Origin of the sequence: Billgrantia gudaonensis, from assembly GCF_900100195.1 — a bacterium.
GTDB lineage: Bacteria > Pseudomonadota > Gammaproteobacteria > Pseudomonadales > Halomonadaceae > Halomonas > Halomonas gudaonensis.
Map to the genome: position 1 here is coordinate 25439 of NZ_FNES01000022.1, position 25482 is coordinate 50920.

The window sequence follows — 25482 nt, forward strand, 5'->3', positions numbered from 1 at the left end:
CGGCTCTGGCGACATTACCCTGGCCTTTGTTCATTGCCTGACGCTTGGCACGGTCCGACTGGCCGCGTCGGCGAGCATTGGGTTTCGCTCATGCCATGCGCTTCAGGACACGGCGCCTTGCCGGGGTCTTAACGTGTCGTTCATGCTGGGTTCATGTTGACTACACCAGCTTGCTCTCCCTCAGCCGGGCCACCGGCTCGGGCGGGGCGAAGCTGTCGGCATTGGCGGCTTCCCAGAAATCGCGGAACACGGGGTGCTGGCCGGCGCCCACCTCGAGCAATTCCCCCGGGGCGAGGAAGTCATAAAGCTCGGCGAAGCTCTTGATCTCGTGGCGCGACACCCGGTGCAGCACGTGCTCCGGGCCCAGCTGGGCGGGGTGCCCAAGGCCGGCGGCGCCCAGCATTTCGCCGAGTGCCGCGATGGTATTGGCATGGAAACGCGCCACGCGTTGCGATTTGTCCTCCACGTCGAGTCGGCTGCCGCGCAGACGGTCCTGGGTGGCCACGCCACTGGGGCAGCGGTCGGTGTGGCAGGTGCGGGCCTGGATGCAGCCGAGAGCGAACATGAAGCCGCGAGCGGCGTTGCACCAGTCGGCACCCAGCGCCATGGCGCGGGCGATGTCGAAGGCGCTGATCAGCTTGCCGGCAGCCGCGACCTTCACGCGGTCGCGCAGCCCAGCGCCCACCAGGGTGTTGTGCACCAGCAGCAGCGCCTCGGTGAGCGGCATGCCCAGGCGATTGATGAACTCCAACGGCGCGGCGCCGGTGCCGCCTTCGCCGCCGTCCACCACCACGAAATCCGGGTGCTCGCCCGTTTCACGCATCGCCTTGACGATGGCGAACCACTCCCAGGGATGGCCGATGGCCAGCTTGATGCCCACCGGCTTGCCGTCGGAAAGTTCGCGCAGGCGCACGATGAAATCGATCAGCTCGCGTGGCGTGGTGAAGGCCGAGTGGGCCGCGGGGGAAATCACGTCTTCGCCCAGCGGTACGCCGCGGGTGCTGGCGATCTCGGCGGTGACCTTGGCGGCGGGCAGGATGCCGCCGTGCCCCGGCTTGGCCCCTTGGGAGAGCTTGATCTCCACCATCTTCACCGCGTCCTGCGTGGCCTGCTCGCGAAACCGCTTGGGGTCGAAGCGGCCGGTTTCGTCGCGGCAGCCGAAATAGGCCGAGCCGATCTCCCACACGAGGTCGCCGCCGTGGCGGTGATAGGGGGAGATCGCTCCCTCGCCGGTATCGTGGTAGAAGCCGCCGTCCCTGGCACCCTGGTTGAGCGCCGCGATGGCGTTGGGGGAGAGCGCGCCGAAACTCATCGCCGAAATGTTGAAGACGCTCGCCGAGTAAGGGCGTTCGCGTTCCGCACCGACGGTGATGCGAAAATCCGCGGAATCGTTGTGCACTGGCGCCAGCGATGGGCTCATCCACTCGTAGCCCGGCGCGGCCATGTCGTGCAGCGAGCCGAAGGGCCGCTTGTCGCTCACGCCCTTGGCACGCTGGTAGACCAGGCGGCGCTGTTCGCGGGAGAAGGGTACCTCCTCGGTATCCGGCTGGATGAAGTACTGGCGGATCTCGGGACCCACCGACTCCAGGTTGTAGCGCAGATGGGCCAGTATCGGGTAGTTGCGGCTCACCGTGTGCCGCCGCTGGAGCAGATCGTAGCTGCCCAGGGCGGCAAGCGTGCCGAAGCCCAGCACGCCCCAACCCCAGAGGGAACTGGCGGCGAGCCCGGCCAGGCTAACGGCCAGACCCAGCAGGCTGGCCGCGTAGGCGCTGTAACGCAGTGGCAGGGGATGACGAGGCATGGCGCGCTCCTTGCGATGAAACGAGTTGCCATTGCAGGGTGCGCAGGTTCGACTGTCAATGCATGAGACGGCTGAACCAGTCGGCTCGGGGCGATTGCCCGAGCCGATTCGGTGCCGGTGATGCCCGCTCGTACTGCCGAGCGGTACTCGAGAAAGCTCGGTTTCGGCTCATTACAATGCAAACACCAGTTTCGGAAGGAAGGTCGAAAGCATGGGTATGAAGGCCAGTAGGATCAGGCACCCGATCAGCGTTAACAAGAACGGGACGATCATGCGTGAAAGCTGTCCGATCGAAACGCCTGATATGCTGCAAGTGGCGAATAGCGTGATGCCGACGGGCGGCGTTGCCATGCCGATGGCCAATGCCACGACGGTGATGACGCCAAAGTGAACCATGTCGACTCCCAGCTGCTGCGCGATAGGAGAGAAGATCGGTACGACCAGCAGAATGATGGCACCGGTTTCCATGAAAGTGCCGAGTATGAGGTACAGCACGATCATCAGCATTAGGATGAGATAAACATTGCTGGAAATGCCAAGCATGGTACTGGAAACCATCTGCGGCACTTGCTCGACGGTCATGATCCAGCCGAACGGGCTGGCAACCGCAATGAGAAGCACGATCATGGCCGAGTTCAAGGCCGCTTTGTAGAAGATAGGGGGCAGATCTTTCCAGCTCAGTTCCTTGTAAATCAGGGAACTTACGATCAATCCATAGACGACCGCGATACCCGCCGATTCCGTTGGCGTGAATGCCCCGGTCATGATGCCGCCGAGTATGATGACCGGCATCAAGATGCCAAGCGATGAGTTGGTGAAACTTTGCCAACGCTGTCTCCAATCTTGTTTTTTCTCAGCTGGATACCCGAGACGGTGCGAGCGCCAGATGCTGGCGACGATCAACGCGGAAGCGAGTAAAGCACCGGGAATGATTCCCGCTATAAAGAGCTGGCCGATGGAAACGTTGGCGACGATGCCGAACAGAATGAAAGTGATGCTGGGGGGGATTACCACACCCAGGCACGATGCTGAAGCAACAACGGAAGATGCATAGCTCTTCGAGTAGCCACGCTTGACCATTTCCGGGATAGTGAGCTCACCGACGGCAGCTGCAGTACCGGGGGCCGAACCGGAAATCGAGGCGAAGAACGCACATGCCATCACAGAGACAGCGGCGAGACCGCCCTGGAAATGCCCCACCAGGGAACTCGCCAGCTCGACGATTCGCCTGGAAATGCCACCTCGCTCCATGATGGCGCCCGCCATCATGAACAGGGGGATGGCCAGCAGTGGAAACGAGTTGATGCCGGCGACCATTCGTTGCGGCAGCATTTCGATGGGCATCATGCCACTAGCGGTAAGGCTGGCCAGTGTGGCGATCCCCATGGCGAAGCCAATGGGAATATTGATGATAAAGCAGGCGACGAGTACCGAAAGTAGAACGAGCAGCATGTCACCTCCCTTTGCCCAGCAGTCTCAATTCATTTTTGGTGTTCATTATTTCAATGATGCAGTAGAACAAGATGATGGCCCCCATGACGGGTACGGATAGATAGATCCAGCTCATGGGAATGCCGAGAGCAGGGGATGTCTGCGACCGAGTTGACATGACGACCCCCCAGCCGTAGTAAACGAGGTTCCCAGAGAAAAGCATGATGGCAATGTAACCGACGATCTCGATGATTTTCTGTAGTCTCTCACTGAAAAGGCTGACGATGATGTTGATGCCAATGTGTAGCTTTTCTCGAACGCCCATGGCGATCGTGAGGAAGCTGCACCAAATGAAAATGAAGCGAATGGCCTCTTCGCTCCATGAGCTCGATCTGTTGAAGCCATACCTGATGACCACCTGATAGAAGGTCAGGGAGGCAATGGCAATCATCATGAAGACGATCCCAGTCTTGATGGTCTTGTCGAGACAGCGCACTGCACGACTGCTCTTCTTGTCGGTCATCATCGGTTCCTTTCGCAAGTGTCATGGAAGAAAGGAGTGCCGGGAGCGTCGCTTGTACGCTCCCGGCGAAGAGGTCACTCGGTTGCCATGACGGCCTTGACGATGTCTTCACCCTTTTCCGGATCACCGCTACCTAGCGTTTCATAGTAGCTGGGGTAGATCTCCTCGAATGCCGTTTCGATGAACGCTTCCTTCTCGACCTCATTGATCTCCATGCCATGTTCTTCTAGAACCTTGCGCATCTCGATTTCATAGTCGGCGAGAGAGTCACGCTGGATGTTGGAGGCCTCTTTTGCCGCTTCAGCAATGATTTCTTGGTGCTCATCATCCAACGACTGCCACCATTCGTTGGATGCAATGTATTGGCGGGGATAGTAGAAATGTCCACTCAAGGAGAGGTAGTCCTGAACCTCGTAGAAGCGTTGGCTGTAGATCAGGTTCATGGGATTTTCCTGACCGTCAACGACGCCTTGCTGAAGAGCGGTGTACAGTTCGCCAAATGACATTGGAACCGCAGAGGCGCCAAAGGCATTCAGCGTGTCGACCATGACTTCGCTTTCCATCACCCGGATCTTGAGACCTTCCAGGTCATCCATAGTGCGAATGGGGCGCTGATCATTGGTGAAATACCTGAACCCGCCGTCATTGTATGCCAGGTGGCGTATTCCAGCCTCCAGATACTCTTCTTGTACGGCCTGACCGATTTCCCCATCGAGCACTTTATGGGCGTGCTCTATATCACGGAAAATGAAGGGAAGGTCCCACAACATGGCCTCGGGCACGAACCCGCCCATTGGACCGTTCTCGACGTCGCCCATCTCGATCGTACCCAGTTGAATGCCTTCTACGATCGTGCGTGCGTCGCCGAGCTGCCCTGCGGGATAGATCTGGACGCTGATCGATCCATTGGACCGCTCTTCCACCATCTCCTTGAAGGCGTCGACCCCAACATTCTGGGGATCATCTGGGTTGGTGTTACCGTTATGTGCCAGTTTTATGTTGACCGTCTGCTGGGCGATGGCGCTGATAGGAAGTGCTGTCAGCAAAGTACAGGCGGCAATGGCGAAGGTGTTTCTCATTTTTGTCGTCGTCATGTCGTTGTCCTCGTCTGGAGTCTTGTTGTTGGTTTTCAGTTAACGGGGTGAGCGGGTGTGCCGAGACGCAGCGTTCTCGCAACTTCAAGCGATGCTTTCTTGCGAAGCTCTGCCACGGAGTCTTGGGACAAGAAGGCCGTATGGGGAGTGATGATGACGTTGTCCAGTCCGAACAGTGCCGGTGTGCTCTGCGGAGGTTCGGTCTCCAGCACGTCGATTGCTGCTCCGGCTATGCGGTTCTCTACCAAAGCGGTGTATAAGTCGTTTTCTTCGATGAGTCCTCCTCTAGACGTGTTGATGATCATGGCGCTCCTCTTCATCTTGGAGAGGGCCGTCCTGTCGATGATGTGCTTGGTGCTCTCAGTCAGCGGCAAGTGGAGTGATAGAAAGTCGGCTTCACGATAAAGCTGATCGATATCTTCGATCTTGCGAATGCCGTGCTGTGAAAGGGCTTCGGGAGAAGCATAAGGATCGTATGCCACGACTTCGAGACCAAAGGCCATCGCACGTTGTGCTACCTCCTGGCCGATCGCGCCACATCCGAGCAAGCCAAAGGTCTTTCCCTGCAGCCTAGGTGCCGATTTCCCTTCGTTGGCGTTCCAGTTTCCTTCTTTCACTCGTCGATTGAGATGACATATCCTCCGGGCCAGCGCCAGGAAGATACCCAGGGTATGATCGGCCACTTCTCCTTGACAGTAGTCAGGCACATTGGCGACCCGGATGCCCTTGCGAGAGGCGGCCTCGAGATCGACGTTGTTGTACCCGATACCGGCTCTGACGATGACCTTGCAGCGTTCGAGTTGTTCGATGATGTCTGCGCCAACGCTTGCGTATACGACCAGTAGCGCATCGGCGGATTTACCGCTCTCGGCGAGGGTTTTTACGTCCTGTGATGGGCTTAGCGTGAACTCGATGCCTTCCTCCGCGAACACTTCCTGCTCTAGTGATGTGTCGGGGAAGATAGTGTCCGTCATCAATACCGAAGGTTTCATGTCTTTCTCTCTTGTCATTGTTGTCTCTTTGGAACGTAGTCAGAGCTGGCGCTACATCATTGGCTGTAGCGTCTTTCGATGCAGTACCGAATGGATATCTTCGTTATGCGATATTCAATCTGTTGGTGAGCGTGCCGATTCCGTCAATGCTGACCTCCATTTCATCGCCGTCATTGACTGGGCCAACGCCATGGGGCGTACCTGTGAGGATTACGTCGCCGGGGAGAAGCGTCATGCAATTCGATATATAGCTGACGACTTCGTTGACGCCGAAAATGAACATGTTGATGTTGGAAATTTGCCGGACTTCGCCGTTGACCGTCAGTTGGATGTTGGCATCGTTTTGGTCGATCTCTTTGACGATTCCGGGCCCGAGTGGGCAGAAGGTGTCGAAAGACTTTCCTCGCGTCCACTGTTTGTCGCCCAGTTGAATCGCTCTGGCCGTGAAGTCGTTGGCGCAGGTGAACCCGAATATCACGTCTTCGGCTTCATCCGGCGAAACGTTCTTGGCCATTTTCCCGATCACGATGGCGAGTTCGCCCTCATGGTCGAGACGCCCGGCATCGCTGGGGGCGACGATCTCATCACGGTCGGCAATGACGGTCGTCGGGGGTTTCAGGAACAGTAGAGGTGCCTTGGGCAGCTCTTCGTTCATTTCCCTGGCATGATCGAGATAGTTGAGGCCCACGCAGACGATTTTCGTGGGTTCGCAAGGCGCCAGCAAAGTAACCGATGCGGAAGGTACGCTGTCGCCGCTCAGCTCGAATTGGCCGAAGATGTCGCCTTCCAGCCTGGTTATCGTTTCATCACTCATGAATCCGTAATGGGTTTTTTCATTATGCTTGTAACGGACGTACATCGTTAGACACCTCCTTTTATTGTGTCTTTCTTGACCAGATGGTTGAGTCGCTTCTGGACGTCTAGCAGGTGGAGCCGCATTTCTTCCTCGGCCAACTTCGCATCATTGTTCTTCAAAGCCTCCAGGATCTTGCCATGAAATTTTATTGACTCTTTCATGACCGGTTTGTCGTAACCGACGGTTTTTTGGACTCTGAAGACGAGCGTTATTATGGCGTTGTACAGGCTTGTCAGTACGCGGCTTTGGGATGCTTTTGCAATTTGCTGGTGGAAGGCAATGTCCGCCAGCACGTAATCGTCGTTATCGTCTTCCTTTTCAGCCTTGATCATCAGATCCAACTGTTTGGCCATGATGCTGATATCGTGCGGTTCGATCCGCTCTGCTGCCAGCCGCACCATGGTGATTTCCAGTAATAGGCGTGCCTCGGTGACATCGTCGTAGCTGCAATCGTTGAGAAGGATTTTCAACGCGAGGGTTTCTTCCAGGATGGAGGAAAAGTTCGTGGTGATGACGGTTCCTGCGTTGGTTCTGCTGAGTAGCCCTTGCAGCGACAAGATCTTGAGGCCTTCACGAACCGAAGCGCGGCTGACGCCAAACTGCTCGCACAATTCGCGTTCGCTGGGAATGCGATCGCCTTCCTTGAGCTCACCGCTGACGATCATGGACTTTATCTTCGCCACCACGTCGTCACTCAAGCTCTTCTTTTCAAGCGGCTCAATCTTCATGGTTTGTGCTCTTGGCCATTCGTTCCATGGTTGTATGATCTGATGGTCAGACCACGTAATGCGTTTCAAGCTAGCCAGCCATCGAGACCGAGTCAAGACTTTTCTTGCAAGCGTGGCAGAGTCACCGTCGACGCCGGGCGTGCCGCAGCGATCGTCAATCGCTGCTGCGGCCCCACACGCCGGCCAGCACCTCCAGGGCTTCGGCGATGACGGGTTCTTCGCTGCGGCTGCGTTGCCACACGAAGCACAGCGCACAGGGTAGGCGCACGCCTTCGGCGACGGTCAGGCCGCGCTCCTGGCGTTCGGCCATGGCGAGGGCGTCGCGCGCCAGACTGAGGCCCACGCCGGCACGCACCAGGTCGAGCATGCAGGCTTCCTGGTCCACCTGGGCGACGCCGTGGGGCGTGAGACCCAGCGGGTCGAGGGCGCCGTGCAGCAGCCGGTGGTGGGCGGAATCGGCAGGCGTGACGATCCACGGCAGGGCGGCGAGGCGGGGCCAATCGGCGCTACCCAGGCGATGGGTCCAACCCGGTGGGGCGATGACGTGGTAGTCGAAGTGGGTCAGCTCGCGATGAGCGATTTCCGTGCCCGCTTCGCCCGGCCCCTCGCCGGGCGGTGCCAGATAGAAGCCTACATCGAGCTCATTGCGACGCAGACGTTCGAGAACGCTGCCACTCATGCCGTGGGAGAGCTCGGTCTCGAGCTGCGGTGCGCGAGCCACCAGGCCGCGCAGAAAGGCGCCCAGACGGATGAATTCAGGATCGACGATGGTGCCGATGCGCAGGCGCCCGCGCAGGGTACGGTGCAAGGCCCGGGCATTGGACTCGAATGCCGCCACGGCAGCCAGCGCCTTCTCGGCGGCGGGCAGCAGGGCCAGACCGTCGGAGGTGAGTGCGAGCCCCTGAGGACGGCGGCGAAACAGTGCCAACCCCAGGTTTCCCTGCAGCTGCTTGAGCTTGAGGCTGACCGCCGGCTGGGTCAGGTGCAGGCGTTCGGCGGCGCGGGAGACGCTACCTTCGTGGGCGACGGTGACGAAAGCGCGCAGGGTTTGCAGATCGTGCATGGGGGTGGCTGGTCGGTAAGGATGGGAGAGCGCGTGATGCCATATGATATCAGTAAATTTTATATCGTGATTTTGGATTTCTCAATTGCTTCGACGTCCGAGCACGCTAGGCTAGGGCGATAACGTCAAGTCTTCCCATGACGAGCGATACAGGAAACCAACAGTGAACACGATTTCTCATTATATCAATGGTCAACCCGCGGTCGGTGAATCCGGCCGCACCCAAGAGGTCTTCAACCCCGCCACCGGGAGCGTTTCCGGCCGGGTGGCGCTCGCCTCGCGCGGCGATGTCGATACCGCCGTGGCGGCAGCACAGGCTGCCTTTCCGGCCTGGGCCGACACTCCGCCGATTCGCCGCGCCCGGGTGCTGTTCAAGTTCCTGGAGCTCCTCAATTCCCACAAGGACGAGCTGGCCGAGGCGATTACCCGCGAGCACGGCAAGGTGTTCACCGACGCCCAGGGCGAGGTGGCACGCGGCATCGACATCGTCGAGTTCGCCTGCGGCGTGCCCCAACTGCTCAAGGGCGACTACACCGAGCAGGTGAGCAGCGGCATCGACAACTGGACGATGCGCCAGCCGCTCGGCGTGGTGGCCGGCATCACGCCCTTCAACTTCCCGGCCATGGTGCCGATGTGGATGTTCCCCGTGGCCATCGCTACCGGCAACACTTTCATCCTCAAGCCGAGCCCCATCGACCCCAGCGCCTCGCTGCTGATCGCCGAGTTGCTCGAGCGAGCCGGGCTGCCGGAAGGCGTGTTCAACGTGGTGCAGGGCGACAAGGAGAGCGTCGAGGCGCTGATCGAGCATCCCGACGTCCAGGCGCTCTCGTTCGTCGGCTCCACGCCCATCGCCAACCTGATCTACGAGCGTGGGGCGCATCACGGCAAGCGCGTTCAGGCCCTCGGCGGTGCCAAGAACCACATGGTGGTGATGCCCGATGCCAACCTCGACAAGGCCGTGGATGCCCTGATCGGCGCCGCCTACGGCAGTGCCGGCGAGCGCTGCATGGCGATCAGCGTGGCGGTGCTGGTGGGCGACGTGGCCGACGAGCTCGTGCCGCGGCTGGCCGAGCGTGCCCGTACGCTGAAGGTCAAGAACGGGATGGAGCCCGACGCCGAGATGGGGCCCATCGTCACCGCCCAGGCGCACCAGCGTATCACCGGCTACATCGACAAGGGCGTGGAAGAAGGCGCCGAGCTGGTGGTCGACGGCCGCGATTTCGACGCCACCACCACCGGCGAGGGCTGCGCCGAGGGCTTCTGGATGGGCGGCACCTTGTTCGACCACGTCACTCCGGAGATGACCGTCTATAAAGAGGAGATCTTCGGCCCGGTGCTGGTCTGCGTGCGGGTGCCGGACGTGGCCACCGCCATCCAGCTGATCAACGATCACGAGTTCGGCAACGGGGTGAGCTGCTTCACCGAGAGCGGCAGCGTGGCTCGCGAGTTCGGCCGGCGTATCCAAGTGGGCATGGTGGGCATCAACGTGCCGATTCCGGTGCCCATGGCCTGGCACGGCTTCGGCGGCTGGAAGCGCTCGCTGTTCGGCGACACCCACGCCTACGGTGAGGAGGGCGTGCGCTTTTACACCAAGCAGAAGTCGATCATGCAGCGCTGGTCCGACTCCATCAATGCGGGTGCCGAGTTCGCCATGCCGACCCATAAGTAGGAAAAGCCACTTCGCCCCAGCGAGAGGCGCCGGGGACAGCTTGTAGAGGGGGGCCGATGCCAGGGATGGCATCGGTAGCGCCCAGGGAAGGGTTCACAGCGCCCCCTCGGAAAGCTGTCGCCGGAATAGCCTCGAGTGTCGCTGTCACCGAGACCACGCCATGGCCGACAAGACTCAAGAATTCGACTACATCATCGTGGGTGCCGGCACCGCCGGCTGCCTACTGGCCAACCGCCTGAGCGCCGACCCCGCCAACCGGGTGCTGTTGATCGAGGCCGGCGGTCGCGACAACTACCACTGGATCCACATTCCGGTGGGCTATCTCTACTGCATCGACAACCCGCGCACCGACTGGCGTTTTCGCACCGAGCCGGATGTCGGCCTCAATGGCCGCTCACTGATCTACCCCCGCGGCAAGACCCTGGGCGGCTGCTCGAGCATCAACGGCATGCTCTACATTCGCGGCCAGGCCCGCGACTACGACCACTGGGCCGAACTCACCGGCGAGCCCGCCTGGCGCTGGGAGAACTGTCTGCCCGACTTCATGAAGCACGAAGACCACCAGCGTCTGGACGACGGCGGCGATGCCGACGCCGCCCACCGCGACTATCACGGTCACGGCGGCGAGTGGCGAGTGGAGAAGCAGCGCCTCAAGTGGCAGGTGCTCGACGACTTCGCCACCGCCGCCGTGGAAGCGGGCATTCCGCGCACCCGCGACTTCAACCGCGGCGACAACGAAGGGGTCGACTACTTCGAGGTCAACCAGCGCAGCGGCTTTCGCTGGAACACCTCGAAGGCCTTTCTGCGTGGGGTCGAAGCACGCGGCAACCTCACCCTGTGGCATTCCTCCCAGGTCGAGACGCTCACCTTCGAGACAGGGTCGGGAGGCGAGCCGCGCTGTACGGGCGTGAAGGTCACGCGCGCGGGCCAGGGTGGGGTAAGTGCCCGAGCCGCCCGCGAGGTGATCCTCTCCGCCGGAGCCATCGGCTCGCCGCAGCTGTTGCAGCTCTCCGGCATCGGGCCGGCCGAGCTGCTGGCCGAGCACGACATCCCGCCGGTGGCCGAGCTTGCCGGCGTCGGCGAGAATCTGCAGGACCATCTGCAGATCCGCTCGGTATACAAGGTCAAGGGGGCCAAGACGCTCAACACCCTGGCCAACTCGCTGGTCGGCAAGGCCAAGATCGGCCTGGAATACGTCCTGAAGCGTTCAGGGCCGATGAGCATGGCGCCTTCCCAGCTGTGCGCCTTCACCCGCAGTAGCGAAGCGTTCGAGCACCCCAACATCGAGTACCACGTCCAGCCGCTGAGCCTGCCGGCCTTCGGCCAGCCGCTGCACGACTTCCCGGCGATCACCGCCAGCGTGTGCAACCTCAACCCCACCAGCCGCGGCACGGTGCGCATCAAGAGTCGCGACCCGCGCCAGGCGCCGGCCATCGTGCCCAACTATCTGAGTACCCCCGAGGATCGCCAGGTGGCGGCGGATTCGCTGCGCGTCACCCGGCGTATCGCCGAGCAGCCCGCCTTCGCCAGGTACCAGCCGGAGGAGTTCAAGCCGGGCCTCGAGTACCAGACGGACGACGAGCTGGCGCGTCTGGCCGGCGACATCGGCACCACCATCTTCCATCCGGTGGGTACGACGAAGATGGGGCGCGACGACGACCCTCTGGCGGTGGTCGACCCGCACCTCCGGGTGCGTGGGGTGGCCGGGCTGCGCGTGGTCGACGCCGGGATCATGCCCACCATCACCAGCGGCAACACCAATTCGCCGACGCTGATGATCGCCGAGAAGGCGGCGGGCTGGATCCTGGCCGGCGAATGAGGGGTGTCGCGACCGGCAGAGTCATTATTTCGTCATCGGGCGCAAATAGTGTTTGACCTGAGCCCGACAAGGGCGCATGCTGAACGCAGTTGGTTGGCAAGTGGAACATCGCAAGTGGTCATCGAAACGCTCATGGCGTCGATTTCCCGGTGAAAGTTTCTTGTTTTACCCACTGCAACTCGGGTATTTCCCGGCAAATCAAACGCTATTCGAGGAATTCGATCATGGCTACCGGTACCGTCAAGTGGTTCAACGACACCAAGGGCTTCGGCTTCATCTCTCCGGACGAGAGCGGCGACGACCTGTTCGCGCACTTCTCCGAGATTCAGGCCGAAGGCTTCAAGTCCCTGCAGGACGGCCAGAAGGTCTCCTTCGACGTCACCCAGGGCAAGAAAGGCCTGCAGGCGTCCAACATCAAGGTCATCGGCTGAACGCCCTTTGATCTGATGCGATTGCCTTGGCAGTCGGAAAAAGGCCCGCGAAAGCGGGCCTTTTTGCGTTCGGAGGGCGGAGCCATGCATGGCATGGTCGCCGCGTTCGGACGATTGCGGTAGGGTGACGGCTTTCCCGCGACTGCGAGACGTCATCATGAGCCAACACGATGAGCTGATCATCGAACCCCGAAACGGCAGTCCTGCCGACGCCTGCGTATTCATTCTTCACGGCCTGGGCGCCGACGGCCACGATTTCGAACCGCTGGTACCGGCTCTCGAGCTGCCCCGCGACGCCAGCGTACGCTTCATTCTGCCTCATGCACCGCGCCTGCCAGTGACCATCAACGGTGGCATGGTGATGCCGGCGTGGTACGACATTCTCGAAATGAGCCTCGACCGCCGCGTCGACGAGCCGCAGCTGCGCGAATCCGCCGCGCGCATCCAGGAACTCGTGCGCGAGCAGATGACCCACGGCATCGACAGCCGGCGCATCATCCTGGCCGGCTTCTCCCAAGGTGGCGCGGTGGCCTACGAGGCGGCGCTCTCCTTCGAGGAACCGCTGGGCGGCCTGCTGGCGATGTCCACCTACTTCGCCACCGCCGACTCCATCCAGCTCGCCGAAGCCAACCGCGAACTGCCCATCGAGGTGCACCACGGCAGCTTCGACCCGGTGGTGCCCGAGGCACTGGGCAAAGCCGGCTACGAGAAGGTGAAGGCCCTGGGGCATCCGGCCACCTATCGCCAGTATCCCATGGCCCATGCCGTTTGCCCGCAGCAAGTAGCCGACATCGGGCGGTGGCTCTCCGAACGCTTGGAACGCTAAGGCCTTGGCCAGCCGGTTGAGGCGTCACCTGGTCGCCTGCTGGCGCTGCGCGCGGCCGCCTTTCCTGGTGCTCGCGCCGCTGTGCGTCGGCCTGGCGGTGACCGCCGCCTGGGTCGACGGCCACGCTCCGGGCGCAGGGGACATCGGCTGGGTGCTGCTGGCGGCGCTGCTGGCCCATGCGGCGGTGAACCTCTTCAACGAACACCATGACTTCGCGAGCGGCCTGGACCGGCAGACCCGGCGCACGCCCTTCTCCGGCGGTAGCGGTACGCTGATCGAGCGGCCCGAAGCCGCCAATGCCGTTCTTCTGGCAGCACGTCTCTGCCTGGCAGCGGTAGTGACCATCGGTGCCTGGTTCGCGTGGCGCATTGGTCCGGTCATGCTGTCGTATGGCCTCTTCGGAGTGGGGTTGGTGTTGGCCTATACCGGCTGGCTGACTCGCCGCCCCTGGCTCTGCCTGCTGGCGCCCGGCGTCGGTTTCGGTACCCTGATGGTGGTGGGCGCTTACCAGGCGCTGACCGGCAGCGTTTCGACCACCGCGCTGGCCGCTTCCGTACCACCCACTCTGCTGGCGAGTGCCTTGCTGCTGGCCAACCAGTTGCCGGACATCGAGGCCGACCGCAGCGTCGGTCGCTATCATCTGGCCATCTCCCTGGGAGCGACGCATGCGGCACGCTGGGTGGCGGTCCTGGTGCTGGCCGCATTCGCGTCGATAGCGCCGTGCGTTGCCGCCGGGTGGCTGCCGGTCGAAGCCTGGCTGATGTGGCTCGTGCTGCCCGCCGCGCTGTGGCTGGCATGGCGGTTGTGGCGGTTGCCGCCGCGCGCTGAAGCAGGTGACGTCTCGCTGCTCGCTCCGCTGCTGGGACTCAAGGTGGCCGTGTTGCTGACGAGTCTGGCGCTGCTCAATCTGGGACTCGGCCTCGCAGCCTGAACGCGTCCAAGGTCGCCTCGACAGCGGGGCGATGGCGGGGCAGGATGAAGCATCCTTCGTCATCCATCGCCTGTCAGGATCGCCAACATGAGTGAGTCGCCCTTTGCCAACCTGCCCGATGCCCAGGGGTTCTTCGGTCGTTTCGGGGGTCAGCACATTCCGCCCGAGCTCAAGCGGATCATGGACGAGATCGATGCCGCCTACGAGGAGATCCGCGTCCGCGAGGATTTCCAGACCGAGCTGGCCGATCTGTTCGCCGACTACGTGGGCCGGCCCAGCCCGATCTTCCACGCTCGCCGGCTCTCCGAAAAGCTCGGCGGCGCGCAGATCCACCTCAAGCGCGAAGACCTCAACCACACCGGGGCGCACAAGATAAACCACTGCCTGGGCGAGGCGCTGCTCGCCAAGTTCATGGGCAAGACCAAGGTGATCGCCGAGACCGGTGCCGGCCAGCACGGCGTCGCTCTGGCCACCGCCTGCGCCCTGGTGGGCATTCCCTGCGAGATCCACATGGGGCAGGTGGACATCGAGAAAGAGCATCCCAACGTCACCAAGATGAAGATCCTGGGGGCGACGCTCATTCCGGTGACCCGCGGCACCGCCACCCTCAAGGACGCCGTGGACAGCGCCTTCGAGGAGTACCTGAAGGATCCGCAGCACTTCATCTACGCCATCGGCTCGGTGGTGGGTCCGCACCCCTTTCCCAAGATGGTGCGCGACTTCCAGTCGATCATCGGCCGCGAAGCGCGCAGCCAGTTCCTCGAGCGCCACGGCCGGCTGCCCGACCACGTGACCGCCTGCGTGGGCGGCGGCTCCAACGCCATCGGCATGTTCACCGCCTTTCTCGACGATGCGGACGTGCACCTGGTGGGCGTGGAGCCGGCCGGCGAGGGGCTCGACACGCCGCGCCATTCGGCGACCCTGACGCTGGGCAGGCCCGGCGAGATCCACGGCATGGCGTGCTACGTGCTGGAGGACGAGGCCGGCAACCCGATGGCGGTGCACTCCATCGCCTCGGGGCTCGACTACCCCGGCGTGGGGCCGCAGCACAGCTACCTCAAGGAGAGCGGGCGGGTCGACTACGAGACGGCCACCGACGCCGAGTGCCTGGACGCCTTCCTGACGCTCTCCCGCGTGGAGGGCATCATCCCTGCCCTGGAGAGCGCCCACGCCGTGGCCTGGGCGATGCGCGAGGCGCCCAGCCTGCCGGCCGACCGGCACATCCTGGTCAACCTCTCGGGGCGTGGCGACAAGGACGCCGATTACGTCGCCGACAAGCTGGGACTTTGAGCCGAGGATGGGGGCGCGACGTCGTGGCCTTGAGTCCGTTGTCGGGCACCCCAAGGTCTAACCTTGTCGATTCATTCGCCGCACGAGGAGAGAGTGACCATGAACGATCTGTCCGAGGAGTTGCGTCTGCCGGTGGCATGCCCGAGCTGCGGCAGCCATCTGTTTCGCGCCTCGCAGGTGCACAACCCCGACGACAAGGTGTTCTGCGCCTCCTGCAAGCGCTATCTGTGCCTCTACTCCGAAGCCAAGGAACTGCTGCGGCTGGGGCCGGGTGACGAGCGCGAAGCGCTGATCGAGCACGTCGTCAACCGCCCGGCGAAGTGACGAGGCGCCTTCCCGGGCGACGGAGCCGCCCGGGAGCGGCTTTTACAGCAGTTCCTCGCCGGCCAGTGCCAGCCGCGAGCGCTCGACGCTTCTCAGCGTGACGTGGCCGGCGTGGGGCCAGTCGCGGAAGCGCTGGACCACCGCGGCCATGCCGCAGGTGTTGGCGGTGAGATAGGGCGTGTCGATCTGCCCCACGTTGCCTAGGCAGACGATCTTGGTGTTGCGGCCGGCGCGGGTCACCAGCGACTTGATCTGCTTGGGCGTGAAGTTCTGCACCTCGTCGATGATCAGGAAGGTGTCGTTGAGGGTGCGTCCGCGCATGAAGCCGGGGGCGCGGATCTGCACCCGCGAGCCGAGCAGCTGACGCGTGGCACCGTTGTCCCAGCTGGTTTCGCCGCTCTCGTCGCGCAGCAGGTTGTCCATGTTGTCGTGGAAGGCGCCCATCCACGGCGACATCTTCTCCTCCTCCGTGCCCGGCAGATAGCCGATGTCTTCGCCCATGGAGATCGGTGCCCGAGTGAAGACGATGCGCTCGAAGCGCTTGCTGTCGAGGGTCTGCTGGAAGGCCGCGGCCAGCGTCATGAAGGTCTTGCCGGTGCCGGCGCTGCCGGCGATGGTCACCAGGTCGATGTCGTCGTCCATCAGCAGGTTGAGGGCGAAGTTCTGGCGGCTGTCGTGAGCGTGCACGCCCCACACCCCGGCCTTGTGGCGATAGTTGGTGAGCAGCTCGAGGCGCGCTCGCTGCGGCTCCACCTCGCGCACGATGGCCTCGAAGCTTGCGCCGTTCTCGCTGTCCGACACCAGCATGCCCAGATGCCATTCGGCGGGAATGGGGCCCTCCAGCTGATAGAAGGTGTGATGCTCGACGCGCTCCACGGCGACGTCGACGTCGAGCTCGGCCCAGGGACCGTCGCCACCGGCCGACGATGGAGTGGCGATGTGCACGCCGTCGGGCATGGCGTCGCTGTCGCTGAAGGCGCGGTCAGTGAGGTAGTCCTCCACCGGCACGCGCAGCGCGGCGGCCTTGACGCGCAGGTTGATGTCCTTGGAGACCAGGATCACCGAGGCATCGGGGCGTTCCTCGCGCAGCCGGCAGGTCTCGGCGAGCAGGCGGTTGTCGGGGCTCTCCTCTAGGTGTTCCAGGGGCTTGAGTTCGGGATAGCAGAGAAAGCGCAGGCGGCCCTGGGTGGTGCCGCCGGCACGGGGAATGGGAATGCCTTGCTGGATCTCGTCGAAGGAGACCTCGTTGGTCAGGTCGGAGAGGGTACGGCTGACCTGGCGCGCGGTGCGGGCGATCTCGCGCAGGCCGTTCTTGTGCTTGTCGAGTTCCTCGAGAACGGTCATCGGAATGACCACCTCGTGTTCCTCGAACTGGTAGAGGGCAGCGGGGTCGTGGATCAGGACGTTGGTGTCCAGCACGTAGAGCCGCTTGGCTTTTTTGTCGAGTCGTACCATCGAATCGTGCTCCCAGGTTGACGGCACCTTCGACACTGGCACTGACACCTTACCGTCATATGACAGCCCGGCTTGCCGGCCAGTGTCACTTGCTTACGGCGATTCCCTCCCATCGGCGTCGTGGTCACATTCGTTATGACAGCATCATGTCGCTTGCGCTGCGTTATTTCCGTCCAAGGCTTCAACGCTGAAGGGCGCTCAGTGCAGGTAGACGCTCTCCACGTCCAACGTCGAGCGGTTTTGCAGGTCATCGAAGTGCGCTTCGAGCCACGCCTCGGCCGACTCGCGGCCGCGGTCGCGCAGGTGGCACAGGAAGGGCCATTCGGCGTTGAGCTTGCTCGATACCGAGAGATCGGCCAGCGCTTCGTCGGCGCTGATGCGATGAAAGAGCGCATCGCGATAGCCGGGCAGAGGGATGTCGTGTTCCTCCGCCAGCTTCTGCAGCATGGCCACCAGCCGCACTTCCTTGATCAGCGAGGCATTGAAGGTGATCTCGTTCAAGCGGTTGAGGATGTCCGAGGCGGTGGTGGGCAGCTCGCGACGCATGAGCGGGGTGATCTGCACCAGCACGATGTCGCGGGCGCTGCACGCTTCCATGAGCGGGAGCAGTGCGGGGTTGCCCATGTAGCCGCCGTCCCAGTAGGGCTCGCCTTCGATCTCCACGGCCTGGAACACGAAGGGCAGGCAGGCCGAGGCCATCACGGCATCCACGCTCATCTCCTCGCGGGAGAAGACGCGCTGCTTGCCGCTGTGCACGTTGGTGGCGGTGACGAACAGCTTCAACGACCGGCAGGCGCGTACCCGTTCGAAATCGACATGGTCGGCCACCACCTGGCGCAGCGGATTCACGTTGAGCGGGTTGAACTGGTAGGGCGACACCAGCCGGCTCATCAGGTCCAGGGCGATATAGCCCGGCGAATGGTCGAGGCTCCAGTTGCCGAGCCAAACGTCCAGCGGGCTGCGGCGAATGGGGCTGGCCATGCCGGCACGGCTCACCGCGGCCCAGAAATCGTGCAGTGCCGAGCGTGCCGTGGTCTCGTCGCCGCGCACCAGCGCATCGGCGATCACCACGGCGTTCATCGCCCCGGCGCTGGTGCCGCTGATGCCCTCGATCTCGATGCGCGGCTCTTCCAGCAGCCGGTCCAGCACGCCCCAGGTGAAGGCCCCGTGGGCGCCGCCGCCCTGCAGGGCCAGGTCGATGCGCTTGGTGTCGGTCATCGTCGAGGCGTTCTCCCGGTGCTGTTGTGCGATGCAGTAGGCCCGAGCATAGCGCAGCTCAACGCGTTCTGGCCAAGAGGATGCGCTAGACGCCTAACGGCAAGCGCGTCTCGAACTTGTTGCGCTTGCGGGAGATCAGCGTGCGGAACTTGTGCACGGCGTCTCCGGCATAGAGCACGCTGTCGCAGAGGCGGTCATAGCTCTGCATGTCGGCTACGTTCACGATCAGCACGAAATCGACTTCCCCCGTGACCTGGTAGCACTGGGAGACCTCGGGTGCCGCTTCCACCCGCCGGATGAAATCGCGATAGAGGGGCTTGTCGTCTCGCACCATGGTGACTTCCACCACCATGTGCAGGCTCGCCCCCAACGCATCGGGTGCCACGAGCGCCACCTCGCGTTGAATGACGCCGCATTCCTTCAAGCGGCGCACGCGCTTGAGGCATGCCGACGGGGAGAGCCCGACCCGTGCTGCCAGATCCTGGTTGGTCAGGCTGGCATCGTTCTGTAGCTGGTCGAGGATCCTCAGGTCGAGTCTGTCCATGGTGCAGGAAATTTCCCCCGGGTCGTGCAAAAGAGCTCATTCTTCACGTTCAGCCTCGAGAACGCCATCGCCTTGTTCGGTACATGCGTAAAGTAAGGCTTTCTTTCCCCATCTTCGCACGAGGACCCGTCATGGCAGATTATCTTCGCGAGCGCATCATGTGGCCGGCAATGCGGCTGGGCCGCGAAGCCTGGGCCGTCTACCTGACCCTGCTCAAGGTGATGGTGCCGGCGCTGCTGGTCGTCAAGGCGCTCGAGATGCTGGGCATGACCGAGCTGCTGGGCCAGTGGCTGTCGCCATTGATGACCCCTCTGGGATTGCCCGAACCGCTGAGCGTGGTGTGGGCCGCCACGCTGATGACCAACATCTATACCGGCCTGGTGATCTTCTTCGACGTCACGCGGGAAACGCCGCTGACCGTGGCCCAGGTCACGGTGCTGGGGGCGCTGATGGCCGTGGGGCATTCGCTGCCGGTGGAGGGTGCGGTGGCGCGCCTTGCCGGCGTGCCCTGGTGGCTGACCGTGCTGCTGCGCGTCGGCGGGGCCTGGCTGCTTGGCTGGCTGCTGCATCTGAGCTACTCGCTGGGTGGCTGGTTTCAGCACGCCAATCATGTGGTTTGGGAGCCTTCGGCCCAGGAAGCGACGCTGGTGGCCTGGCTGCAGGGGCAGGCGGTGACGCTTGCGACCATCTTCGTGGTGATACTGGCGCTGATGACACTGCTCAAGCTGCTGCACTGGCTGGGCGTCGAGCGGCTGATTCACAAGCTGCTCTATCCCTTGTTGCGCTTGCTGGGCATCGGTCCGGCAGGCGCCAACATCACCGTGATCGGCATGACTCTGGGGCTCACCTTCGGCGCCGGTTTGCTGCTCCGCGAGGCGCACTCGGGTCGACTGACCCCGCGCGACATCGTGCTCACGCTCTGCTTTCTCGGCCTGTGCCACAGCCTGATCGAGGATACCCTGCTGATCCTGCTGATGGGGGCGGATCTCTCCGGCCTGCTGTGGGCCCGGCTGGGCTTCGCGCTGGCCGTCATCGCCTTGCTGGCCAGGCTGCCTTGGCTGCGTCGTGCGCAGATGCCGGCGTGGATGTTCGCCTCGCGGGCGGTGACGGGCAGCCATTCGCGCAGCGAAGGGTAGGGGCAACGTCCCGCCGTCCATGAATCGGGTGCTGTCGGGTAGGTGAACGCTGACTGGGGCGGCGAACATCGCGGTAACGGGCTGGGGAAGGCCCAGCGCATCCACGCGCAATCACTAGCGTGATAACCTTTTCACCAATGCACCTGTCCTGGCTGCCTGATCCTCCGGACGGCACGAGCGGACACACCTTCCTGAGCCGAATGGAGCGGGCATGAAGTTGTTACGTGGTTTTCTGTGGCTGCTAGTCTTCCAACTGCTCGGCCATGTCGCGGTCGAACTGCTCGCACTGCCGGTTTCCCACTCCATGGCGGGGCTGCTGTTGCTGCTGGCCTGGCTGCTGGTAAAACGGCACTTGGACGAGAGCGTGGCGACGGCGAGCCAGGCGCTGATACCGCTGCTCGCCATGCTGATCATGCCCGGGGTGGTGGGCGTGTTCTTCGTGGCCGACGAGTTCGCCGGACACTGGACGGCGATCGTGCTGGCCCTGGTGCTGGGCACCTTCCTCAGCGTGCTGACCACGTTATGGTTGATGCGGCGCTTCATGCCCAGCGAGGCCGAGGAAGGGAATCGTCAGGCATGAATGAACTCCACGCTTCCTTGTTGGATACCCCGGTACTTGCCGTTGCGCTGACCCTGGCGGCCTACCTTGGCGGCATGCACCTGTTCGAACGGCTCGGCCGGCCAAGCTGGTGCCCGGCAGTGCTGATCGGCGCCGTGCTGACGGCGGCAAGCCTGTGGCTGCTGCGCTTCGATTATGCCGACTATCAGCGCAACGTAGCCTGGCTGACCTTCCTGCTGGGCCCCGCGACCGTGGCGCTGGCAGTACCGCTCTACCAGCAGCGTCAGCACATCTTCGCCCTGTGGAAGCCGATCCTGTGCTGTCTGCCGCTGGCTGCCATGCTGGCCGCGTTCTACGCCGTCTTGATCGCCTGGTTGCTGGGGGCGCCACCGGTGGTATATGCCTCGCTGGCGCCGAAATCGGTCACCGCGCCCCTGGCCATGGGCATTCAGGAGCAGATCGGCGGTTCCCTTTCGCTGATGCTGGGCGGGTTGCTCATGACCGGTGTGTTGACCACCATCTGCGTCTCGCTGCTGGCCCGCGTGCTCAAGGTCACCGATCCGCGCATTCTCGGTTTCGCACTGGGCGTGAACGGCCACGCCATCGGCATCATTCGCGCCTTCGAGCTCGGCCCCACGGCGGGCGCCTTCGCTTCGCTGGGCATGAGCCTGACCGGCGTGTTCAGCGCAGCGTTCCTGCCGCTGGCATGGCGGCTGGTGGGTTTGTAAGCGCTCGCTGGGGCGCGGTCAGGAAAAGGGCCGAGTGACATGCCACTCGGCCCTCCATCGACGTGGAGTGATCTGTCTATCGTCTCCGTTCGCTGGTATCAGCGCGATGCATTGCCATCCGGGGGAGCGGCGCTACCATCGCCATTGCCATCGGTCAGGAAGTGCTTTGCGACTTGGCCACACACCCAGAAAATCGCGGCCAGAATGATGAAGAACAGGCTGCCCGAGGCCAGATCCCAAGTGAAAGCCTCCTCTCGGGTCACGATCAGAAAGGCCAAGCCGGCCACTAGAGCAAAAATCATGACGATGGCCCCTCCGGAAAAGAGGAAGTACAGCGCTATAGCAAGCTTGTTCCGCATAACCATCTCCTTGACTGCTTGGAGGCACTCTTCAGCATAGCTCATGCCGCTAAACCACGCGGGGTATGAGCCTGATGGGCATCTTCAATGACGTGCTTCTGTCGATGGGCTGTCGGCTGCAGGGTTGGTGAGCGCTTGCTGAAAACCGGGAACCTTGCGATTGAGGCACCATGGCCGGTTCCGGCTATAGTCTTTCAAGACGGCGTGGGCTTGGGAGGTGGCATCCATCGATACCTTCGTCTGGATTCTCTCGGGTGGGCTGCTCATGAGCGCCATTGCCTTGGTGGGTGGCGTGACGGTACTGCTCAAGCCGGCCACGCTGGATCGGTTGCTGCTTCCCTTCGTCGCTCTGGCAGCCGGAACCCTACTCGGTGGTGCCTTCTTTCACATGATTCCCGAAGGGGCGGCTGCGTTGCCTCCCCTGTTTGCCTCGCTATGGCTGGCGCTGGGCTTCGCGACGTTTCTCGGTCTCGAACAGTTTCTCCAGTGGCACCAGTCGCATCGGGTGGCTGCACGGGTTCGCCAACCGTTCACCTACCTGATTCTGCTCGGTGATGGCATCCACAACTTCCTCGGCGGGCTGAGCATCGCCAGCACCTTTCTGCTCAATCCGGCGGCAGGCATCGTGGCCTGGGTCGCCGCGGCGGCACACGAGGTGCCCCAAGAACTGGGCGACTTCGGCATTCTCGTGCACGGCGGTTTCAACCGCCGACATGCCCTGTTGTGGAACCTGGTTTCCGCACTGACGTTTCCACTCGGCGCCTTGCTCGCTCTGGGGATTGCCCAGCAGTTCGATGTCTCGGGACTGGTGCTCTTCGGCGCCGGCACTTTCATTTACATCGCCGCTTCCGATCTCGTGCCGGAGATCAAGACAGCCAAGCGCCTCAGTAGTGCAGCAGTGCATTTTGGCTTCTTCGTCATCGGGTTGGGAGGCATGTTTCTCCTCGCCCATGCGCTGCAGTGACTCCGAGGGGCTCCCCAGAGCGGATAGTAAAGTGAAAGCGCTGGAAGCGCTGCTCGACGTGCCGGCGGAGACTATCCTCTCGCTGGTGGTCTTCTCCGGCAGCGCCGTTTTCAAGACCAGGATGCCCGGTAACGTCACCGCCGGTGGCGGTTACGTGTGCTACATCGAGTCGTTCCGTGAGCCTGTGCTGAACGACTTTCAGGTCCAGGAAGCGATGGAAAGAATCGAAACCGGCCGGCTTGCGCCCAACCGGGAAACGCACTGTCAGCATGTGGAACAGCTCAAGGCCCGTTTCGAGCCCAGTGCCAAGCGAACCTGCCCGGAATGCGAAAGCGACATGGTGCTGCACACAGTAAAACGCGGTGCAAACGCCGGCAACCGGTTCTGGGGATGCTCGGCATATCCCAAGTGCCGACAGGTGGAAGTTGATGGGTGTTACATTAACGCTAAAAAACTCCCTTCGTAAGACGTCTGGCCTATACCCGAGAACCAACTATTTAATTAATTTAGGATCATCAATTCGGGTGAGGTGGTAGTATATGTATCTGAAAATAAGTCCCCGACTGTTCCTCCTCTGGCGTTAATTTCGTTCTTGCAACATAATGCTTTAAAATTCACTTTCGGTTACACAAATGTTGTTCTGACGCTGGCGTAGTGGCAGCCCGAGAATGCAAGTAGTCTCGTCGGTTGCCCGGATCCCCAAAAGGTTCGTAAGTTCGATGGCGTGGAAACGAATGGCCGGTTTCGAGAGGTCAAACACACTCTGCAAGACAGCTCCGGGCTATGATCCGGGGCTGACATCTGCCGATAAACTCGCTTTCCTCCGAGATTACATTGTTCGAACACGTTTTGATGTGATGGTGGACAAGCAGACTCTAACGCAGCTCTTCTACCTGAAGCTCGCTGTGTTTGCCGCTGCCGCGACAGCATTGACCTCACCGGTGGGCACGCTGGCTATTCTTGCATTGCCCATTGTGCTGTTTACCATTGACTATCTCCACAGAAAGCGATTTTGTGAGATTTTCAGGCGCTGGAATTATCTGCGTGACCACGTCGTTCCCCGACTTAGGGAGCTTGAGGGCTTCTGGAATAGCGAGACATTTAGGATGTTGGAGCAGGAAATTGCTGACGCACAGACAGAAATTTCCTCAGAGGAAGCGCACATTCGTTGGGTTACACCGGTGGCTACAGGTGTGCTGGGCCTACCGTTGTTCCCAGTCCTTATGATTCAGACTCTTCAAATGGATAGTCGTTATGCCATCGTCTACATGTGGCTATGGGCGGTTGTGCTGACGACATTCTCGCTTTACTTTTTTTGTATGAACGGTCAGTTCAAAAGCACGTATCCTTGGCAATCCCGCGTTTTACCCGTCGCCTTTCTGGTAGCCGCGCTCTTTTTCTCTACTCTTCAATTTAGCGGTGTCTACGATTTGGTGGGTACCTATACGCTAATTTTCGCGTCAGGTAGCTAGGATTGAACCGAGATTCTTCCTCTACTCAGAACGTATTTGCGTCCACAATCTGAAGACTTGAAGTGACCCCCTCCAGAGCTGCACAGGCTATAGTGCAGCGACCAGGAGGACAGGATGAACGACGACAATCCGATCAAGCGATGGACCGCGAAGCGCAAGGCCGCCGTGGTCATGGACATCTTCAAGGGCAAGACCACCGTCGCTGAAGTGGCTCGCCAGTATGACCTCACCGTCTCCGAGGTCGAAGGCTGGATCGATGAGGCCCAACGCAACATGGAGAACGGGTTCAAAGCCCGCCCCAAGGACATCCGTGAGCAGTACGAGTCCGAGCTCCGGGAGACCAAGGAGGCACTGGGCGAAGCCCATCTGCAGATCTATGCACTAAAAAAATTCAAGCGCCTGCTCGACGAGGACGAGAACTCGTAAGGTCGCTGCAGGCGCAACTGGCCGAGGAAGGTCATGTGGTATCGCTCGTCAAGCTCTGCCGCTGGTTGGGACTCCCCCGGCGAAGCCTGTATTACCGGCCCAAGCCGCGGCGCCGTGTGATCAATACCGAGCTGGCTAGCAGGGTGAAGCTGACTCTGGAACGGTTCCCTACCTATGGTTATCGTCGTCTGGCGTGCGTGTTGGGAGAGAACCGCAAGCCTATCCAACGCATCCTGCAGTTGAAGGGCTGGCAGGTGCGCAAACGCCCCCAAGGCTTCCGGCCACGTGCCAGGAGCTTGCCGTCAGTCGCTTCAAGACCTGATGAGCGATGGGCAACTGATCTGACTCACGTATGGTGTGGAAAGGATCGACGAGCCAGCTTGGCGGTGATAATCGACTGTTGCACTCGGGAGATCCTCGGCTGGCGATTATCGGACAACGGCAGTAGCAAGACCGCCGAGGCCGCGTTGGAAGAGGCCCTGGTGCATCGATTCGGCGCCTTGGGCCGAATTCATCAGCCCTTGGCACTGCGGTCCGATAACGGCCTGGTCTTCAGCAGTCGCCACTACACGGGCACGGTGAAGGCCTACGGACTGACGCAGGAGTTCACGACACCGTACACGCCGGAACAGAACGGGCTCGTAGAGCGCTTCTTCCGCTCCCTGAAGGAGGAGTGTATCTGGCTGCATCGGTTCGAGTCGCTGGGACAAGCCAGGGCAGTGATCAACCACTGGATCCGGTACTACAACGAAGAACGGCCACATCAGTCTCTGGGCTATGTGGCACCCCGAGCACACCCGGCATTAGCGGCGTAGGGTGTGCAGAAACTAGGGGGTCATTACA

General features: G+C 61.9%; 27 protein-coding genes. 15 read left to right on the plus strand and 12 right to left on the minus strand.

Annotated elements, in window-relative coordinates:
* Positions 1 to 160 precede the first annotated feature (160 nt).
* The 8 genes from BLP96_RS18370 to BLP96_RS18405 all read right to left on the minus strand — a co-directional run bounded on the left by BLP96_RS18370 (position 161) and on the right by BLP96_RS18405 (position 8488).
* Positions 161 to 1801, minus strand: a complete 1641-nt coding sequence (locus BLP96_RS18370; RefSeq protein WP_089688995.1) for an FMN-binding glutamate synthase family protein — start codon at positions 1799 to 1801, stop codon at positions 161 to 163.
* Positions 1802 to 1972: 171 nt separating this feature from the next.
* Positions 1973 to 3253 carry a TRAP transporter large permease gene (locus BLP96_RS18375; RefSeq protein ID WP_089688996.1) on the minus strand — a complete coding sequence of 427 codons (1281 nt, stop codon included), beginning with the start codon at positions 3251 to 3253 and terminating at the stop codon, positions 1973 to 1975.
* Position 3254: 1 nt separating this feature from the next.
* Positions 3255 to 3755, minus strand: coding sequence for a TRAP transporter small permease (locus tag BLP96_RS18380; protein WP_176761567.1), 501 nt, complete (start codon positions 3753 to 3755; stop codon positions 3255 to 3257).
* Positions 3756 to 3829: 74 nt separating this feature from the next.
* Entirely contained in the window at positions 3830 to 4849 is a 1020-nt protein-coding gene (locus tag BLP96_RS18385; RefSeq protein WP_089688998.1) for a TRAP transporter substrate-binding protein, read from the minus strand.
* Between the two features lie 35 nt (positions 4850 to 4884).
* Positions 4885 to 5841: a C-terminal binding protein gene (locus tag BLP96_RS18390; protein WP_176761568.1), complete on the minus strand. Its 957-nt coding sequence runs from the start codon at positions 5839 to 5841 to the stop codon at positions 4885 to 4887.
* Positions 5842 to 5944: 103 nt separating this feature from the next.
* Complete coding sequence (locus BLP96_RS18395; RefSeq protein WP_089689000.1) at positions 5945 to 6700, minus strand: fumarylacetoacetate hydrolase family protein; 756 nt, start codon at positions 6698 to 6700, stop codon at positions 5945 to 5947.
* A gap of 2 nt (positions 6701 to 6702) precedes the next feature.
* Positions 6703 to 7425, minus strand: a complete 723-nt coding sequence (locus BLP96_RS18400) for a FadR/GntR family transcriptional regulator (protein ID WP_089689001.1) — start codon at positions 7423 to 7425, stop codon at positions 6703 to 6705.
* A gap of 154 nt (positions 7426 to 7579) precedes the next feature.
* Entirely contained in the window at positions 7580 to 8488 is a 909-nt protein-coding gene (locus tag BLP96_RS18405) for a LysR family transcriptional regulator (protein ID WP_089689002.1), read from the minus strand.
* Between the two features lie 163 nt (positions 8489 to 8651).
* Here BLP96_RS18405 and BLP96_RS18410 point away from each other — a divergent pair, with 163 nt between their 5' ends.
* From BLP96_RS18410 to BLP96_RS18440, 7 genes are all read left to right on the plus strand, one after another.
* Positions 8652 to 10157, plus strand: coding sequence for a CoA-acylating methylmalonate-semialdehyde dehydrogenase (locus BLP96_RS18410; protein WP_089689003.1), 1506 nt, complete (start codon positions 8652 to 8654; stop codon positions 10155 to 10157).
* A 160-nt stretch (positions 10158 to 10317) separates the two neighbouring features.
* Complete coding sequence (locus tag BLP96_RS18415; protein ID WP_089689004.1) at positions 10318 to 11976, plus strand: GMC family oxidoreductase; 1659 nt, start codon at positions 10318 to 10320, stop codon at positions 11974 to 11976.
* 224 nt (positions 11977 to 12200) lie between these two features.
* Entirely contained in the window at positions 12201 to 12407 is a 207-nt protein-coding gene (locus BLP96_RS18420) for a cold-shock protein (protein ID WP_089689005.1), read from the plus strand.
* Between the two features lie 157 nt (positions 12408 to 12564).
* Positions 12565 to 13233, plus strand: coding sequence for an alpha/beta hydrolase (locus BLP96_RS18425; RefSeq protein ID WP_089689006.1), 669 nt, complete (start codon positions 12565 to 12567; stop codon positions 13231 to 13233).
* 4 nt (positions 13234 to 13237) lie between these two features.
* On the plus strand, positions 13238 to 14164 hold the full coding sequence (locus BLP96_RS18430) for a prenyltransferase (protein WP_218118631.1): 927 nt from the start codon (positions 13238 to 13240) through the stop codon (positions 14162 to 14164).
* An 87-nt stretch (positions 14165 to 14251) separates the two neighbouring features.
* Positions 14252 to 15454: a tryptophan synthase subunit beta gene (trpB, locus tag BLP96_RS18435; RefSeq protein ID WP_089689007.1), complete on the plus strand. Its 1203-nt coding sequence runs from the start codon at positions 14252 to 14254 to the stop codon at positions 15452 to 15454.
* 99 nt (positions 15455 to 15553) lie between these two features.
* A complete protein-coding gene (locus BLP96_RS18440; RefSeq protein ID WP_089689008.1) occupies positions 15554 to 15778 on the plus strand; it encodes a hypothetical protein in 225 nt (74 codons plus the stop codon).
* Between the two features lie 42 nt (positions 15779 to 15820).
* Here the strand turns inward: BLP96_RS18440 and BLP96_RS18445 are convergent, their stop codons facing one another.
* From BLP96_RS18445 to BLP96_RS18455, 3 genes are all read right to left on the minus strand, one after another.
* Entirely contained in the window at positions 15821 to 17233 is a 1413-nt protein-coding gene (locus tag BLP96_RS18445; protein WP_089689009.1) for a PhoH family protein, read from the minus strand.
* 198 nt (positions 17234 to 17431) lie between these two features.
* Positions 17432 to 18451: a patatin-like phospholipase family protein gene (locus tag BLP96_RS18450; protein ID WP_089689010.1), complete on the minus strand. Its 1020-nt coding sequence runs from the start codon at positions 18449 to 18451 to the stop codon at positions 17432 to 17434.
* Between the two features lie 85 nt (positions 18452 to 18536).
* A complete protein-coding gene (locus BLP96_RS18455) occupies positions 18537 to 18995 on the minus strand; it encodes an Lrp/AsnC family transcriptional regulator (RefSeq protein ID WP_089689011.1) in 459 nt (152 codons plus the stop codon).
* A 131-nt stretch (positions 18996 to 19126) separates the two neighbouring features.
* Here BLP96_RS18455 and BLP96_RS18460 point away from each other — a divergent pair, with 131 nt between their 5' ends.
* From BLP96_RS18460 to BLP96_RS18470, 3 genes are all read left to right on the plus strand, one after another.
* Positions 19127 to 20131, plus strand: a complete 1005-nt coding sequence (locus BLP96_RS18460) for a nucleoside recognition domain-containing protein (protein ID WP_245682312.1) — start codon at positions 19127 to 19129, stop codon at positions 20129 to 20131.
* Positions 20132 to 20342: 211 nt separating this feature from the next.
* Positions 20343 to 20711: a CidA/LrgA family protein gene (locus tag BLP96_RS18465; protein ID WP_089689012.1), complete on the plus strand. Its 369-nt coding sequence runs from the start codon at positions 20343 to 20345 to the stop codon at positions 20709 to 20711.
* Entirely contained in the window at positions 20708 to 21418 is a 711-nt protein-coding gene (locus BLP96_RS18470) for an LrgB family protein (RefSeq protein ID WP_089689013.1), read from the plus strand. Before BLP96_RS18465 ends, BLP96_RS18470 begins: the two co-directional genes overlap by 4 nt.
* Before the next feature lie 98 nt (positions 21419 to 21516).
* Here BLP96_RS18470 and BLP96_RS18475 read toward each other — a convergent pair whose 3' ends face one another.
* Positions 21517 to 21777 (minus strand): hypothetical protein, encoded by a 261-nt coding sequence (locus BLP96_RS18475; RefSeq protein WP_089689014.1) that lies wholly within the window; start codon positions 21775 to 21777, stop codon positions 21517 to 21519.
* 217 nt (positions 21778 to 21994) lie between these two features.
* Here BLP96_RS18475 and BLP96_RS18480 point away from each other — a divergent pair, with 217 nt between their 5' ends.
* The 5 genes from BLP96_RS18480 (at position 21995) to BLP96_RS18500 (ending at position 25454) form a co-directional block, all read left to right on the plus strand.
* Positions 21995 to 22741, plus strand: a complete 747-nt coding sequence (locus tag BLP96_RS18480; protein ID WP_218118632.1) for a ZIP family metal transporter — start codon at positions 21995 to 21997, stop codon at positions 22739 to 22741.
* A gap of 31 nt (positions 22742 to 22772) precedes the next feature.
* Positions 22773 to 23207, plus strand: a complete 435-nt coding sequence (locus BLP96_RS20440) for a topoisomerase DNA-binding C4 zinc finger domain-containing protein (RefSeq protein WP_176761569.1) — start codon at positions 22773 to 22775, stop codon at positions 23205 to 23207.
* Positions 23208 to 23475: 268 nt separating this feature from the next.
* A complete protein-coding gene (locus BLP96_RS18490) occupies positions 23476 to 24213 on the plus strand; it encodes a hypothetical protein (protein ID WP_089689016.1) in 738 nt (245 codons plus the stop codon).
* 114 nt (positions 24214 to 24327) lie between these two features.
* Complete coding sequence (locus BLP96_RS18495) at positions 24328 to 24639, plus strand: DUF1153 domain-containing protein (protein WP_045995248.1); 312 nt, start codon at positions 24328 to 24330, stop codon at positions 24637 to 24639.
* Positions 24640 to 24644: 5 nt separating this feature from the next.
* The gene (locus BLP96_RS18500; RefSeq protein WP_143005087.1) at positions 24645 to 25454 is read left to right on the plus strand and encodes an IS3 family transposase; all 810 of its coding nucleotides are present in this window, start codon (positions 24645 to 24647) and stop codon (positions 25452 to 25454) included.
* Positions 25455 to 25482: the final 28 nt, after the last annotated feature.